This window comes from Pseudorhodoferax sp. Leaf265 (genome assembly GCF_001422365.1).
Taxonomy (GTDB): domain Bacteria; phylum Pseudomonadota; class Gammaproteobacteria; order Burkholderiales; family Burkholderiaceae_C; genus Pseudorhodoferax.
The window spans coordinates 171362-185839 of the sequence record NZ_LMMT01000040.1; the positions used below are offsets into that span (position 1 = coordinate 171362).

13 protein-coding genes are annotated in these 14478 nt (G+C 72.8%); 9 read left to right on the forward strand and 4 right to left on the reverse strand.

What is annotated here, in order from left to right; translation table 11 throughout:
• Nucleotides 1-59: 59 nt before the first annotated feature.
• Nucleotides 60-824 (forward strand): SDR family oxidoreductase, encoded by a 765-nt coding sequence (locus ASF45_RS32215; RefSeq protein WP_056673349.1) that lies wholly within the window; start codon nt 60-62, stop codon nt 822-824.
• 120 nt (nt 825-944) lie between these two features.
• Nucleotides 945-2186 carry a serine hydrolase gene (locus tag ASF45_RS32220; protein ID WP_056673352.1) on the forward strand — a complete coding sequence of 414 codons (1242 nt, stop codon included), beginning with the start codon at nt 945-947 and terminating at the stop codon, nt 2184-2186.
• A gap of 188 nt (nt 2187-2374) precedes the next feature.
• On the opposite strand, the gene ASF45_RS32225 is transcribed toward ASF45_RS32220, so the two are convergent.
• Entirely contained in the window at nt 2375-3172 is a 798-nt protein-coding gene (locus tag ASF45_RS32225; RefSeq protein ID WP_056673355.1) for a flagellar brake protein, read from the reverse strand.
• A 218-nt stretch (nt 3173-3390) separates the two neighbouring features.
• Here ASF45_RS32225 and ASF45_RS32230 point away from each other — a divergent pair, with 218 nt between their 5' ends.
• The 4 genes from ASF45_RS32230 to ASF45_RS32245 all read left to right on the forward strand — a co-directional run bounded on the left by ASF45_RS32230 (nt 3391) and on the right by ASF45_RS32245 (nt 9058).
• A complete protein-coding gene (locus ASF45_RS32230) occupies nt 3391-3972 on the forward strand; it encodes a DUF2760 domain-containing protein (protein ID WP_056673359.1) in 582 nt (193 codons plus the stop codon).
• A 64-nt stretch (nt 3973-4036) separates the two neighbouring features.
• A complete protein-coding gene (locus ASF45_RS32235; RefSeq protein ID WP_056673361.1) occupies nt 4037-5854 on the forward strand; it encodes an Hsp70 family protein in 1818 nt (605 codons plus the stop codon).
• 4 nt (nt 5855-5858) lie between these two features.
• Nucleotides 5859-8576, forward strand: a complete 2718-nt coding sequence (locus ASF45_RS32240; RefSeq protein ID WP_056673364.1) for an Hsp70 family protein — start codon at nt 5859-5861, stop codon at nt 8574-8576.
• Nucleotides 8577-8629: 53 nt separating this feature from the next.
• The gene (locus ASF45_RS32245) at nt 8630-9058 is read left to right on the forward strand and encodes a DUF2177 family protein (protein ID WP_369802200.1); all 429 of its coding nucleotides are present in this window, start codon (nt 8630-8632) and stop codon (nt 9056-9058) included.
• 1 nt (nt 9059) lies between these two features.
• Here the strand turns inward: ASF45_RS32245 and ASF45_RS32250 are convergent, their stop codons facing one another.
• From ASF45_RS32250 to ASF45_RS32260, 3 genes are read right to left on the reverse strand one after another with little or no spacing between them, the layout of a single operon-like run.
• A complete protein-coding gene (locus ASF45_RS32250) occupies nt 9060-9455 on the reverse strand; it encodes a tautomerase family protein (RefSeq protein ID WP_063887843.1) in 396 nt (131 codons plus the stop codon).
• A gap of 28 nt (nt 9456-9483) precedes the next feature.
• Nucleotides 9484-10146 carry a ChrR family anti-sigma-E factor gene (locus ASF45_RS32255; protein ID WP_056673367.1) on the reverse strand — a complete coding sequence of 221 codons (663 nt, stop codon included), beginning with the start codon at nt 10144-10146 and terminating at the stop codon, nt 9484-9486.
• A complete protein-coding gene (locus tag ASF45_RS32260; RefSeq protein ID WP_082551400.1) occupies nt 10143-10820 on the reverse strand; it encodes a sigma-70 family RNA polymerase sigma factor in 678 nt (225 codons plus the stop codon). Before ASF45_RS32260 ends, ASF45_RS32255 begins: the two co-directional genes overlap by 4 nt.
• 119 nt (nt 10821-10939) lie before the next feature.
• Between ASF45_RS32260 and ASF45_RS32265 the strand changes: the two genes are divergently transcribed.
• From ASF45_RS32265 to ASF45_RS32275, 3 genes are read left to right on the forward strand one after another with little or no spacing between them, the layout of a single operon-like run.
• On the forward strand, nt 10940-12304 hold the full coding sequence (locus ASF45_RS32265; RefSeq protein ID WP_056673370.1) for an NAD(P)/FAD-dependent oxidoreductase: 1365 nt from the start codon (nt 10940-10942) through the stop codon (nt 12302-12304).
• Nucleotides 12301-13089: a DUF1365 domain-containing protein gene (locus tag ASF45_RS32270; RefSeq protein WP_056673372.1), complete on the forward strand. Its 789-nt coding sequence runs from the start codon at nt 12301-12303 to the stop codon at nt 13087-13089. The genes ASF45_RS32265 and ASF45_RS32270 overlap by 4 nt, the downstream gene beginning before the upstream one ends.
• A complete protein-coding gene (locus tag ASF45_RS32275; protein WP_056673375.1) occupies nt 13086-14357 on the forward strand; it encodes a cyclopropane-fatty-acyl-phospholipid synthase family protein in 1272 nt (423 codons plus the stop codon). Before ASF45_RS32270 ends, ASF45_RS32275 begins: the two co-directional genes overlap by 4 nt.
• Nucleotides 14358-14478 lie beyond the last annotated feature (121 nt).

Genomic DNA, 14478 nt, shown 5'->3' on the forward strand with positions numbered 1-14478 from the left:
TACCGCGATCAACCCGTCGTCCCGACACTCCCTTCACCAACCACCCACAGGAGTTCTCCATGACCGCATCCACCACTTCCTCTTCCCCGATCCTGGCCGGCAAGGCCGCTTTCGTCACGGGCGGCTCCCGCGGCATCGGCGCGGCCATCGTGCGCCGCCTGGCGCGCGACGGCGCGGCCGTGGCCTTCAGCTACGCCGGTTCCGAAGCCGCGGCGCGCGCCCTGGCCGCCGAGATCGAGTCCACCGGCGGCCGCGCGCTGGCGGTGCAGGCCGACAGCGCCGACGCCGACGCGCTGCGCGCCGCCATCGACCGGGCCGCCGCGCACTTCGGCCGGCTCGACATCCTCGTCAACAACGCCGGCGTGGCCGTGATGGGCGAATTGGACAGCTTCCGCCTGGAAGACCTGGACCGCACGCTCAACGTCAACGTGCGCGCCGTCTTCGTCGCCGTGCAGGCGGCCGCACGCCACATGGGCCAGGGCGGGCGCATCGTCAACATCGGCAGCACCAACGCCGAGCGCATGCCCTGGGCCGGCGGGGCCGTCTACGCCATGAGCAAGGCGGCCATCGTCGGCCTCACGCGCGGCCTGGCCCGCGACCTGGGGCCGCGCGGCATCACCATCAACAACGTGCAGCCCGGCCCGGTGAACACCGACATGAACCCGGCCGACGGCCCCATGGCGGCGGGCATGCACGGCCTGATGGCCGTGGACCGCCACGCCCACCCGGACGAGATCGCCGGCATGGTGGCCTACCTGGTCGGTCCGGAGGCCGGCATGGTCACCGGCGGCAGCCTGCTGATCGACGGCGGATTCGCAGCCTGATTGCCGATTGACACAATTGCGCAGGCGCTGCGCCCTGCATCCAGGGGTTTACCCGTTCATCCTATGAAGCCAAAGATCGAAAGAATCTGCGCGCTTCAACAACGAATCGGGAGACAAGGCATGACCATCACGCGGCGCCAGCTCGCTTTTTCCGCCCTGGGCAGCACCTTCCTGGCCGGTTGCGCCAGCCCGCCGGCCGTGCCGCGCACCATCGTGTCGACCGACCGGCTGGGCCGCATCGCACCGGCGCTGGACGCCCAGGTGCGCATCGGCACCTTCGCCGGCGCGGTCTCGCTCGTGGCGCAGGACGGCAAGATCGTGCAGCACGAGGCCGTGGGCTTCCTGGACGCCGCCAAGACCCGGCCGATGCCGCGCGACGCGATCTTCCGCCTGGCCTCCATGACCAAGCCCATCACCTCGGTGGCGACCATGATGCTGGCCGAGCAGGGCCAGCTCAAGATCAACGACCCGGTGACCAACTGGCTGCCCGAGCTCAAGAACCTCAAGGTCGAGACGCCGCAGGGCGACGTGGCGCTGGCCCGGCCCATCACCGTGCAGGACCTGCTCATGCACACGGCCGGCCTGGTCTATGGCCCGGCCAGCCCCTCGCCGCGCATCGGGAAGATGTACGCCGATCTCAACATCGAGTCGCTGGAGACCGACATCACGGGCGACGAGATGCTCAAGCGCCTGGGCACCATCCCGCTGCTCTACCAGCCCGGCACCACCTGGTTCTATTCGATCGCCACGGACGTGCTGGGCCTGCTGCTCGAGCGCGTGTCGGGCAAGCGGCTCGACGCGCTGACGCAGGAGCTGCTGCTGGGCCCGCTGGGCATGACGGACACGGCCTGGTGGGTGCCGCCCGCCAAGCGCGCCCGCCTGGCCGAGACGCTGGACAGCGACCCGCTCAAGGCCGCCATGACGCGTGCCTACCGGCAGGACAGCGACCCGGCCCCGCGCCAGTACCTCAAGGGGGGCGCCGGGCTGACCGGCACGGGCGCCGACTACCTCAAGTTCGCGCAGATGGTGCTCAACGGCGGCACCGACGGCCGCACGCGCTACCTCTCGCGCAAGACCACCGAGTTCATGCTGTCCGACCACCTGGTCGGCAAGGCCGGCGTGCCCAATGCCACCACCGGCCCTGGCTACGGTTTCGGCCTGGGCTGGGGCGTGCGCCTGTACGACGGCGTGGGCTGGACGCCCGGCAGCGTGGGCGACGCGATGTGGGCCGGCGCCTGGGGCACGAGCTTCTGGATCGACCCGCGCGAGCGGCTGGCCGGCGTGCTGATGGCACAGTGCCCGTCCAACCGCATCCACACGCGGATGCTCTACAAGAACCTGGTGTACGGCGCGGTGTCGTGAAGTGACCACCCCCGTTTGGACTTCTCACTGCGTGTAGAAGTCCCATCCCCCTCAAGGGGGCGCCGCCAGCGCCCGGGCAGAGCCCGTTGCGCGGCGGCTGCTGGCATGGTCCGCTCCGCGACCTTCTGCACCGCTGCTTGCGGGCCGGCTTCATGCGCTGCGAGTGCCGCGCCGGTGGGGACTGGGGCCTACAGCGCCGTGTCCTGGAACGCGCCCGCGCCCGCGCCTGGGCCCATGCGCGCCAGCACCTTCTGCACGGCCTGCTGGCTGGCTTCGCCCAGGTCGACGAACTCGCAGCCGAAGTGCAGCTGCTCGCCCGCGAGGAAGGACTTGTAGGACCGGCGCGAGCAGAGGTCCAGCCGCAGGTCCATCAGCACCACGGAGCCGAGTTCCAGCCGCACCCGGTCCAGCCGCAGGCCGGCCACCAGGTCGCGGTGCTCGGCCAGCGGCCCGCGCAGGCCCACGCCGCCCATCGACAGGTCGTCCACGGTCAGTACGCGCCGCTTGCCCTTGGCCTGGAACACCGCGCGCAGCGTCGGCCCCAGCGGCGTTTCCTGCCGCGTGAAGCGGCGCCGCTGCAGCTGCAGCAGGCTGGCCGGCAGCAGCGCGTGGGCGGCCAGCAGGTCGCCGGCCTGCTGCTGCCAGGCGAAGTCGCCCTGAAACTGCAACCGCAGCCCCTCGGGTGCGGCCACCACCAGCGCACCGCCTGCCGCGGGCGCCTGGGGCGCACGCACATGGAGCACGACGCGCCCGCCCGGCTCGACCACCTGCACCAGCCGGCCGCATTGCGGCGTGCCGCCGTCGTCCGGGTACAGCGTGACGGGCTCGGCCCGCATGGCCAGGTCCCGCAGCACGGCCAGCACGCGGCGCGGATCGTCCACCTGCAGCGCCGTGGGCACCAGCGCCTCGCCGATCGGCGCGATCAGCGGAAGTGCCGGATCGGCTTCGGGAGCAGGGTTGCGGCTGAAGAACGAGGGCCAGATCATGCGGAGACAGCGGTAATGGCGGGCGGAAAGTATCCGGTTGTATCACCTCCGGCCGGCTGGACCGGGCCGCCGGCCGCCGCCCGTCGGCTGTGGAGCGCAGCGCGCCCGGCACTGCGGCATTTCCCGTGGCGCGGGGCGGCATCGCCGCATCCAAGACAATAGCGGCCGCAGGGCCCGGCGTTCGACCGGGCCATCCGCCCCGTTGCGCCCCTTCTTCCATGACAGAACCACAAGCCCTCCCCTTCTTCTCCCGCCTGTCCCTGGCCATCGGCAGCTTCTTTGCGCTGCTGGGTGACGGCCGCCTGGCCGCGCGCGTGCAGTCTCTGCGCGACGGCGCGCCGCTGGCCAGCGAAGTGCCGGCGCCGCCCCCCGTGCAGGCCCCGCCGCCCCCGCCACCGCCCGCACCCGTGCGCGCCACGGCCAATGTGGACGCCGCGCTGCAGCTGCTGGCCCTGCTGCAGCGCGAATCGCGCTTCGTCGACTTCCTGCAGGAAGACATCGCCGCCTACTCCGACGCCGACGTCGGCGGCGCCGCGCGCCTGCTGCACGGCGGCGCGCGCAAGGTGCTGAAGGAGAGCTTCGACCTCGAAGCCGTGCGCCCCGAGGCCGAAGGCAGCCGCCTGACGCTGCCCGCCGGCTTCGACGCCGCCGCCGTGCGCGTGACTGGCAACGTGGTCGGCCAGCCGCCGTTCACGGGCACGCTGCAGCACAAGGGCTGGCGCGCCACGGCCGTGCGGCTGCCGGCGCTGACCGACGGCCATGACACGCGCGTGATCGCGCCGGCGGAGGTGGAGCTTTGAGCCGCCGCCGTCCAGCCGCCCCGAGGGGGGCGGGCACCGCAGCGCGCAGCGCGGAGGTGTCGGCATGACGCAGTACGCCATCGGCATCGACCTGGGCACCACCCACAGCGCACTGTCCTGGGTCGACCTGCAGGCCGAGGGCGCGGCGCCCGAGATCCTGCAGATCGCCCAGCAGAGCGGCCCCGGCGCCGTACAGGACTTCGCCCTGCTCCCGTCCTTCCTGTACATGCCGAACGCGAGCGAATTCGCCGCCGGCGACCTGGCGCTGCCCTGGAACGCCGCGCCCGCGCGCATCACCGGAGAATGGGCGCGCAGCCACGGCGCGCTGACGCCGATCCGCCTGGTGTCCAGCGCCAAGAGCTGGCTCGGCCATGCCGGCGTGGACCGGCGCGCCGGCATCCTGCCGGCCGATGCGCCGGCCGAGGTCGAACGCATCTCGCCACTGGCCGCCAGCACGCACTACCTGCAGCACCTGCGCGACGCCTGGAACCACCGCCATCCCGAGGCGCCGTTCGAGCAGCAGGCGGTCACCGTCACGATCCCGGCCTCGTTCGACCCGGCCGCGCGCGAGCTGACGGCCGAGGCCGCCCAGGCGGCCGGCATGCACGCCATCACGCTGCTGGAGGAGCCGCAGGCCGCGCTGTACAGCTGGATCGCCGGCAGCGCGGGCGACTGGCGCAAGCAGGTGCAGGTGGGCGACGTGATCCTGGTGGTCGACGTGGGCGGCGGCACCAGCGACTTCTCGCTGATCGCCGTGACCGAGGACGCCGGCAACCTGCAGCTGAACCGCGTGGCCGTGGGCGAGCACATCCTGCTGGGTGGCGACAACATGGACCTCGCGCTGGCCCATGGCGTGGCGCGCGGCCTGGCCGCCGAGGGCAAGCAGCTGGACCCCTGGCAGATGCGCGCGCTGACCTACGCCTGCCGCCTGGCCAAGGAGCAGTTGCTCAGCGACCACCAGTTGCAGAGCGTGCCGCTGGTCGTGCCCAGCCGCGGCTCCAAGCTCATCGGCGGCTCGATCAAGACCGAACTGCAGCGCGAGCTGCTCACCACCATCCTGCTCGAAGGCTTCTTCCCGGCCGTGGAGAGCAGCGCCCGGCCCGTCAGCCGCCCGCGCGCCGGCCTCACGCAGATCGGCCTGCCCTATGCGCAGGATGCTGCTGTCACGCGCCACCTGGCCGCGCTGCTGGGCCGCCAGCTCGGCGCCACGGCGCAGCTGGCAGGCTTTGCGCAGGCCGAAGGCGCCAGCTTCCTGCACCCCACGGCCGTGCTGTTCAATGGCGGCGTGTTCAAGTCCGAGCTGCTGGTGGCGCGCGTGCTGGACACGCTGAACGCCTGGCTGGCCGCCGACGGCGCGCCCGCCGCGCGCTTGCTGCAGGGCGCCGACATGGACCACGCCGTGGCGCGCGGCGCGGCCTACTACGGGCAGGTGCGGCGCGGCCAGGGCATCCGCATCCGCGGCGGCACGGCCCAGGCCTACTACGTGGGCATCGAGTCCAGCATGCCGGCCGTGCCGGGACTGGAGCCGCCCGTGCAGGCGCTGTGCGTGGCGCCCTTCGGCATGGAGGAAGGCTCGGAGGCGCCGCTGCCGCCGCAGCAGCTGGGGTTGGTGGTGGGCGAATCGGTGCGCTTCCGCTTCTTCGGTTCGTCCATGCGGCGCGATGACCAGCCCGGCACCTTGCTGGACTTCTGGTCGCCCGAGGAGCTGCAGGAGCTCGCGCAGATCGAAGCCACGCTGCCGGCCGAAGGCCGCGCCGTCGGCGAGGTCGTGCCCGTGCAGTTGCGCGCGCGCGTGACCGAGATCGGCACGCTGGAGCTGCTGGCCGAGGCGGCCGGCGGCGCGCAGTGGAAGGTGGAATTCGACGTCCGCGACGACCATTGAGTCGATGACGGCCGCCTTCCGCATCGGCATCGACCTGGGCACGACCCACACGGTGCTGGCCTTCGCGCCGATCGGTGGGGACGGCATCCAGGTCTTCCCGGTCCCGCAGAGCATCGCGGCCGGCGAGGTCGCGGCGCGGCCCCTGCTGCCCTCGCTGCGCTTCCATGCGGCGCAAGGCGCGCTGGCGGCGGCCGACCTGCCCCTGCCCTGGCCCTCGGAGGAGCCAGCCATCCTCGGTGCCTTCGCGCGCGAACTGGGCCAGCAGACGCCGGGCCGGCTCGTGGCCAGCGCCAAGAGCTGGCTGTCCCACCCCTCGGTGGACCGCACGGCCCCCATCCTGCCCTGGGGCGCACCGGACGAGGTGGCCAAGGTCTCGCCGCTCCAGGCCAGCGCGAGCTACCTGCGCCACCTGCGCCAGGCCTGGGACCAGGCCCACCCCGAGGCGCCGTTGGCGCAGCAGCCCACGGTGCTCACCGTGCCTGCCTCATTCGACGACGGCGCGCGCCAGCTCACGCTGCAGGCCGCCGGGTTGGCCGGCCTGGGCACGGTCCACCTGATCGAGGAACCGCAGGCCGCGTTCTACGACTGGGTGTTCGCCCACCGGGCCGACCTGGCCGGCCAGTTGGCTGGCACGCGCCGCCTGCTCGTGGTGGACGTGGGCGGCGGCACCACCGACCTCACGCTGATCGAGGTCACGCTGGACGCCACGGGCCAGCCGCAGCTCGCGCGCACCGGCGTGGGCGACCACCTGGTGCTGGGTGGCGACAACATGGACCTCGCGCTGGCGCGCTGGATCGAGCCGCGCCTGTCCGGCGGCCAGCCGGGTGTGCGGCTCAGCGCGGTCCAGCTGGCCCAGCTCACGCAGCGCTGCCGCAGCGCCAAGGAGCGCCTGCTCGCCCCGAACGGCCCGGTGGAGACCACGGTCACGCTGCAGGGCGGCGGCAGCCGGCTGATCGGCGGCGCACGCTCGGCCACGCTCACGCGCGCCGACCTGGACCGCCTGTTGGTCGAGGGTTTCTTCCCGCAGGTGGGGGCGGATGCCCAGCCACAGCGCGCCCGCAGCGCCCTCGTCGAGTTCGGCCTTACCTATGCCAGCGACGCGGCCATCACACGCCACATCGCCGCGTTCCTGCAGCGCCAGGGCGGTGCCCTGCCCGACACCGTGCTGCTCAACGGTGGCGTGTTCCATGCGCAGGTGCTGCGCGAGCGCCTGATGGCCACGCTGCGCGGCTGGCAGCCGGCCGGTGCCCCGCCGATGCGCCTGCTCGACGCGCCGCAACTCGACGCCGCCGTCGCGCGCGGCGCCGTCGCCTATGCCATGGCCCGCGCTGGCAGCGCGCCACGCATCCGCAGCGGCGCGGCACGGGCCTACTACCTCGCGCTCGAAGACGGCCAGGGCGTCTGCGTGCTGCCGCATGGCACGCCCGAGGGCGAGGCCGTGCAGTTGAAAGCCCAGCGCTTCAGCCTGCGCCTGGGCCGCCCGGTGCGCTTCAACCTGGCCACCAGCGCCGTCGACCTGCGGCACCGGGCCGGCGACCTGGTCGCGCTGCAGGACGGCCTGCAGCGACTGCCACCCATCGCCACCGTGCTGCAACCCAAGGCCGGCGCGGCCGGCGAGGTGCAGGTGCTGCTCGATGCCCAGGTCACCGAGCTCGGCACGTTGGAGATGCACTGCGTTGCTGCCGATGCGCCGCGCCAGCGCTGGAAGCTGGAGTTCCAACTGCGTGGCGAGGCGGCCGCGCACGATGTGGACACACCCGTCGTCGCCCATCCGCGCCTGCCCGAAGCCCTGGCCGCCATTGCCCGCGTCTACGGCGACAAGAAGCAGGGCGTGGACGCCAAGGAGGTCCGCCAACTCCGCGCCACGCTGGAGCGCCTGCTCGGCGAGCGCGCCACCTGGCATGCCGCGCTGCTGCGCACGCTGTTCGGCGCGCTGCTGCAGGGCGCGAAGCGTCGGCGCCGCTCGCTGCAGCACGAGCGCAGCTGGTTCAACCTGGTCGGCTTCACGCTGCGCCCCGGCTTCGGCGACCCGCTGGACGGCTGGCGCATGGAGCAGATGTGGGAATTGTTCGGCCCCGGCATCGCGCACAGCCACGATGCCCAGCAATGGTCGGAGTGGTGGACGCTGTGGCGCCGCATCGCGGGCGGGCTGGACGCCGAGCAGCAGCAGATGGTCTACGAGGTCATCGCCTACTACCTGCAGCCGCCCGGCGGCAACGACATCGCCACGCCCGAGGGACCGCCCATGCAGGCGCTCGACGAGCTGCTGCGCATGGCGGCCTCGTTCGAGCGCATCGAGCCGGCCGACAAGACCCAGTTCGGCGGCTGGCTGCTGCAGCGGCTGCGGCACGGCGCGACGGCCGAACTCTGGTGGGCGCTGGGTCGCCTGGGCGCGCGCCAGCCGCTGTACGCCAGCCTGCACCATGTGCTGCCGCCCGCCACCGCGCAGGACTGGCTCGCGCAGATCGCCGCCATCGCGCCGGACTGGGCCCGCCATGAGGCGCCTGCCTTTGCGGTGGCCCAGATCGCGCAGGCCACGGGCGACCGCGCACGCGACCTGCCCGAGGCCCTGCGCCTGCAGATCGCCGAACAGCTGGAGGCCGCCCACGCCGCGCCGAGCTGGGCCGCGATGGTGCGCGCGCCCACGGTGCTGGACGAGGCCGACCAGCGCCGCGTGTTCGGCGAGGCGCTGCCGCCCGGCCTGGTGCTGCTGCGCGGGTGATCCGAAACCGCGGTGGCCGCGTACTCCCGGCCATCCCCTGCCGGAGTCCGTCCATGCCGCTGCCCCAGATCGCCATCGCCTACGTCGCCGCCGCCCTCACCTTCCTGGCACTGGACGCCGTCTGGCTGGGCAGCATGGCCGAGCGCCTGTACCGGCCCGCCATCGGCCACCTGATGGCCGAGCGCTTCGCCATCGGGCCAGCTGCGCTGTTCTATGTGCTCTATGTGGGCGGCATCGTGTTCTTCGCCATCGCGCCAGCGCTGGAAGCACGCCGGCCGCTGTTCACGGCCTTGGGCCATGGCGCGCTGCTGGGCCTGCTGGCCTACGGCACCTTCGACCTGACCAACCAGGCCGTGCTCAAGGACTGGCCCTGGCATGTGACGCTGGCCGACCTGGCCTGGGGCAGCTTCGTCACGGCGGTCGCAGCGGCGGGCGGCACGGCGGCCGCACCGTGGCTGCACGGGCTGTTCGCCAAGAGCTGAACTAGACGTCGACCGGATAGCCCAGCTCGACGTCGCAGACCGGCAGACCGCCGCGCACGCCGATGTTTTCCGCAGGCAACTCGTGCAGCCGGATCAGCACACAGGCGCCCGGGATGCCCAGCAGCGCCAGCCCGTCGACGAGCAGCCGGTAGAGCCTGCGCTTGGCCGCCAGGGAGCGGCCCGGCAGCACGAAGATGCTGATGTTGGTCAGGCGCTCGGGGTCGGGGCAGTCGGTGCGTCCCAGGAAGCGGTGCGGCGCATGCACGACCAGCGTCACGTTGCGGTGGACCGGTGACACCCGGAAGGCCTGCACGATCGCCGCGTGGACGGTCTCCAGCAGCTGCACTTCCACCTCGGGTGCGTAGGTGGTCCGGATGTCGACGATGGCGCTGGGCATGGCCGGCATGGTAGCCAGCCCGCGCCCGCTACATCCCGACCAGCGCGCCCAGCGTGCGCGCGAACCAGCCATCGAACTCCAGCCGTCCCTCGATCGAGGCCAGGCAGATGCATTCGCTGCCGGCCTGCACCACGGGCTGGTGGTGCACCTGGGTGTCGGCCGCATCGAAGTCGCCCGCACTGAACTGCGCCCGGCCGTCGTGGAAGCTGCCGTGCAGCACCTGCGTGAACTCGCGCTCGCTGTGCGTGTGCTGGGCCAGGTACATGCCGGCTGCGATGCGCAGCAGCACCACATTGGCCGCAGGATCGCGCGGCACGCGCACCCGGGCATAGCGCATGCCGGGTGCCATCCAGCGCCAGCGCGTGATCCGGCAGCCCGCCAGCGCGGCCGGCCAGTGGGCGCCGGCCGGCAGCGGCGGCAGACCTTGCACGGGCACGGCAGCAGGCACCGTTTGCGGCGCATCGATGGCGGCCAGTGTGCGCGCCAGCGCATCGCCGCGCAGCGCGGCCGGCGCCAAATCCTGCAGCAGCGCGCCGCCGGCGGCCTCGAGCACGCGCAGCTGCTCCTGGCACTGGGCACAGCCGTCCACATGGGCGGTGAGCACCAGCGCGGGCGCGGTGGGCAACTGCCCAGCCGCCAGGGCCAGCAACAGGTCGTCGCCGGGGTGGTGTTGGATGCGCGCGGAACTCATGGCGTGGGGTCTTCGAACGCTGCCAGCAGGCGGCGCAAATGGTTCACGGCCAGCCGCACGCGCGACTTCACCGTGCCCAGGGGGATGCCCAGCCGCTCGGCGATGCGCGCGTGCGGCTGGTCTTCGTAATAGGACAGCTGCAGCACCAGCGCCTGCTCGGCCGGCAACTGGCGCAGCGCGGCCTGCACCTGGCGTTCCATGCGCAGGGTGTGCAGCTGGGCCGCGGGCTCGGGCGCGGCATGCGCCAGGGCGTCGAGGTCGACATCGTCCTGCTGCAGCGCGGCAGCACCGCCCTGGCGACGGAAGCGGTCCACGCGCAGGTTGCGCGCGATCGTGAAGACCCAGGTGGCGGCGCCGGCGTGGGCCGCATCGAACTGCGCGGCCTTGCGCCACAGCTGCACCATGGTCTCCTGTGCCAGGTCTTCGGCCAGCGCATCGTCGGTGCCGGCGCGCAGCAGGTAGCTCTTGATGCGCGGCGCGAAATGGGCGAACAGCTGGCCGAACGCCTGGCGGTCGCCCGCCTGCGCGACAGCGCGCACCCAGGCGGCCAGGTCTTCGGGGCTGGGCGCTGCGCTGCGGGGACCGGGAGGGGGCACGATGGACAGATGGCTGGGGCGCAGCACGGCGACGACGGATTCCGTCGGCGCGGATGGAGGGGGCTGCTGCGGGTGCATGGTCGATCTTACGCAGCAGGCCCGCCATCGGATCACTGTGGACCCTGCGCAGATCCAAACGGGCCGCAGCCGCGTAGAAGCCGCACAACATGGCCCGAAGGCCTCCAAGGATCTTGCGCATGCAGCCAGAACACACCTTGTCCCAGCCACCGTCCGCCAGGGCCGGCGCCCAGCCCCTGCGCGTGGCCGTGGTTGGCAGCGGCATCGCCGGCCTGTCGGCGGCCTGGCTGCTGGGCCAGCGCCACGAGGTCCATGTGTTCGAGGCCGACCGCCGGCCGGGCGGGCACAGCCACACGGTCGATGCACCGGGCCCGGGCGGAACCGTGCCCGTGGACACCGGCTTCATCGTCTACAACGAGCCGGCCTACCCCAACCTCACCGCGCTGTTCGCCCACCTGGGCGTGGCCACGCAGGCGACTGACATGTCCTTCGGCGTGAGCCTGGACGGCGGCGCGCTCGAGTACGCGGGCACCGACCTCAACGGCCTGTTCGCCCAGCGCAGCAACCTGCTGCGACCGCGCTTTTGGCGCATGCTGGGCGAGTTGCTGCGCTTTTACCGCGAGGCGCCACGCGATGCCGCCGAAGCCGGACTGCAGCCGCTGGACGCCTACCTGGACCAGCACGGCTACGGCCGCGCTCTGCGCGAGGACCACCTGTACCCCATGGCCGCGGCGATCTGGTCCACCCCGGCCGCGCAGGTCGGCCGCTACCCCACTGCCGCCTTCGTGCGTTTCTGCGAGAACCACGGCCTGCTGCGCGTGAGCGGCCGGCCACGCTGGCGCACCGTGCAGGGTGGCAGCCGCAGCTACGTACGCGCGCTCACGCGGGGGATGGGCGATGGCCTGCACCTGGACAGCGCCGTGCTGGAGGTGCAGCGCGGCGATGCGGGCGTGCGCCTGCGCACGCGGCAGGGCTGGCACCCCGCGGTGTTCGACCAGGTGGTGCTGGCCTGCCATGCCGACCAGGCCCTGCGTCTGTTGCCCGATGCCAGCGACGAGGAGTTGCGCCTGCTCGGCGCCTTCCACTACAGCCGCAACCTGGCCGTGCTGCACAGCGACCCGGCCCTGATGCCGCAGCGCCGCGCGGTCTGGTCGGCCTGGAACTACCTGGCCGACCGTGCGCGCCCCGACGCGCTGTGCGTGAGCTACTGGATGAACCGGCTGCAGGGCATCGCCGAAGACCGGCCGCTGTTCGTCACGCTGAACCCGCCCCAAGCGCCGCGGGCCGAACACCTGGTGCGCACGGAGGTCTACGAGCATCCGCTGTTCGACGCCGAGGCGCTGCGTGCCCAGGCCCGGCTGTGGTCGCTGCAGGGCCAGCGGCGCAGCTGGTTCTGCGGCGCTTATTTCGGCGCCGGTTTCCACGAGGACGGGCTGCAGGCCGGCCTGGCCGTGGCAGAGGCCCTGGGCGGCGTGCGCCGGCCGTGGACGGTGGCCAACGAATCGGGCCGCATCGTGCTGCCGGCCGCGGCGGTCCTGGCATGAGCAGCGCCCTCTACACCGGCAGCGTGGTGCACCAGCGGCTGCGCCCGCTCAGGCACCGCCTGCGCTACCGCGTGTTCTCGCTGCTGCTGGACCTGGACGAGCTGCCGGCGCTGTCGGCGCGGCTGCGGCTGTTCTCGCTGGGGCGCTTCAACCTGTTCAGCTTCCACCCGGCCGACCATGGCGCTGGCGAGCCCGGCGGCCCACGCGCCCATGTGGAGCGCCAGCTGCGCACCGCCGGCCTGCCCGGGGGCGGCGCCATCGAGCTGCTGGCCATGCCGCGCATCCTGGGCTACGCCTTCAACCCGCTGGCCGTGTACTTCTGCCATGCGCCGGCCGGCGGCCTGCAGGCCATCCTCTACGAGGTCAACAACACCTTCGGCGAGCGCCACAGCTACCTGCTGCCCACCACCCCGCAGGCCGATGCGGGCTGGGTCGAGCAGCGCTGCGACAAGCGCATGCACGTCAGCCCCTTCCTGCCGCTGGACATGCACTACCGCTTCCGCGTGCGGCCGCCGGGCGAGCAGCTGTCCATCGGCGTGCAGACGCACGACGCCCAGGGCGCCGTGCTGCTGGCGCGGCTGGACGCGCAACGCCGCCCGCTCACCGACGGCGCGCTGCTGCGCGCCTTCTGCACGCATCCGCTGCTCACGCTCAAGGTCATCGCCGCCATCCACTGGGAGGCGCTCAAGCTGTGGTGCAAGGGTGCGCGGCTGCACCCGCGCCCGCCCGCGCCGGCCGAGCCCGTCACCTTCGTCACCCGCCCTTCGCCCGACAACACCCCATGAAACCTGCCACCGACCTGCTGGCCCCGGCCGCCGCGCCCACCCCACCCGCGAACCTGCTGCAACGCCTGCTGCGCCAGGCCCTGCGCAGCCAGCTGGCCGACCTTTCCTGCGGCGAACTGACGGTGGTGCTGCCGCATGGCGAGCGGCTGCTGGTGCGCGGCACCGCGCCCGGCCCGCACGCCCAGCTGGTGCTGCACCGCTGGCGCCCGTTGCTGCGCCTGGCGGCCCAGGGCGACCTGGGCCTGGCGCTGTCCTACCGCGATGGCGACTGGTCCACGCCCGACCTGGTGGCGCTGCTGCAGTTCGGCGCCGCCAACGACCAGCAGGCCGGGCAGCAGCTGCAGGGCAAGTCGTGGTGGCGCGGCCTGGCCCGGCTGGCGCATCTGCGCCGCGCCAACACCCGGCGCGGCAGCCGCAACAACATCGCCTTCCACTACGACCTGGGCAATGCCTTCTACGCGCAGTGGCTGGACGCCAGCATGCTGTACTCCAGCGCGCTGTACCGGCGGCCCGAAGCCACGCTGGAAGAAGCCCAGGCCGAGCGGCTGGACCGCATCGTGGCGCTGGTCGATGCGCCACAGGGTGGTGAGGTGCTGGAGATCGGCTGCGGCTGGGGCGCGCTGGCGCTGGCGCTGGCACAGCGCCGCGGCGCGCAGGTGACCGGGCTCACGCTGTCGACCGAGCAACTGGCCTTCGCGCGCCAGCGCGCGCTGGCCGAGGGCTGTGCGCAGCAGCTGGACCTGCGCCTGCAGGACTACCGCGACGTGCAGGGCCAGTACGCGCGCATCGTCTCCATCGAGATGGTCGAAGCCGTGGGCGAAGCCTGGTGGCCGACCTACTTCGCCACGCTGCGCGAGCGTCTGGCCCCGGGCGGCCATGCGGTGCTGCAGGCCATCACGATCGCCGACGCGCATTTCGAGGGCTACCGGCGCGGCGCCGACTTCATCCAGCGCTGCATCTTCCCGGGCGGCATGCTGCCCTCGCCGACTGCGCTGCGCGAGCAGGCGGCGCGCGCCGGCCTGGTGCTGCAGGAGGAGCTGCTGTTCGGCGACAGCTACGCCGCCACGCTGGTCGAGTGGCGCCGGCGCTTCCTGGCGGCCTGGCCGGCCATCGCCGCCCAGGGCTTCGACCTGCGCTTCAAGCGGCTGTGGGAGTACTACCTGTGCTACTGCGAGGCCGGCTTTCGCAGCGGGCGCGTGGACGTGGGCCTGTACACGCTGCGGCACGCGGACGCGTCCCCCGGCCAGCGCACGCCGCCCCCCCGTTGATGGGGTGACGGCGCCGCCACGGGCGCGGCGTCATGCCTTCTTACAAATGCGCAGGCCGAGCCGGGCGCCTGGCATGACCCGGGACACTGCCAGTGCGGCGGCGTCCTGCCTAACCTGCGTC

Coding starts and splice junctions, on each gene's coding strand:
- ASF45_RS32275 (WP_056673375.1), top strand. CDS start 13,086: ATGAAACCTGCCACCGACCTGCTGGCCCCGGCCGCCGCGCCCACCCCA.
- ASF45_RS32270 (WP_056673372.1), top strand. CDS start 12,301: ATGAGCAGCGCCCTCTACACCGGCAGCGTGGTGCACCAGCGGCTGCGC.
- ASF45_RS32265 (WP_056673370.1), top strand. CDS start 10,940: ATGCAGCCAGAACACACCTTGTCCCAGCCACCGTCCGCCAGGGCCGGC.
- ASF45_RS32235 (WP_056673361.1), top strand. CDS start 4,037: ATGACGCAGTACGCCATCGGCATCGACCTGGGCACCACCCACAGCGCA.
- ASF45_RS32215 (WP_056673349.1), top strand. CDS start 60: ATGACCGCATCCACCACTTCCTCTTCCCCGATCCTGGCCGGCAAGGCC.
- ASF45_RS32230 (WP_056673359.1), top strand. CDS start 3,391: ATGACAGAACCACAAGCCCTCCCCTTCTTCTCCCGCCTGTCCCTGGCC.
- ASF45_RS32220 (WP_056673352.1), top strand. CDS start 945: ATGACCATCACGCGGCGCCAGCTCGCTTTTTCCGCCCTGGGCAGCACC.
- ASF45_RS32245 (WP_369802200.1), top strand. CDS start 8,630: ATGCCGCTGCCCCAGATCGCCATCGCCTACGTCGCCGCCGCCCTCACC.
- ASF45_RS32260 (WP_082551400.1), bottom strand. CDS start 10,820: ATGCACCCGCAGCAGCCCCCTCCATCCGCGCCGACGGAATCCGTCGTC.
- ASF45_RS32255 (WP_056673367.1), bottom strand. CDS start 10,146: ATGAGTTCCGCGCGCATCCAACACCACCCCGGCGACGACCTGTTGCTG.
- ASF45_RS32240 (WP_056673364.1), top strand. CDS start 5,859: ATGACGGCCGCCTTCCGCATCGGCATCGACCTGGGCACGACCCACACG.
- ASF45_RS32250 (WP_063887843.1), bottom strand. CDS start 9,455: ATGCCCAGCGCCATCGTCGACATCCGGACCACCTACGCACCCGAGGTG.
- ASF45_RS32225 (WP_056673355.1), bottom strand. CDS start 3,172: ATGATCTGGCCCTCGTTCTTCAGCCGCAACCCTGCTCCCGAAGCCGAT.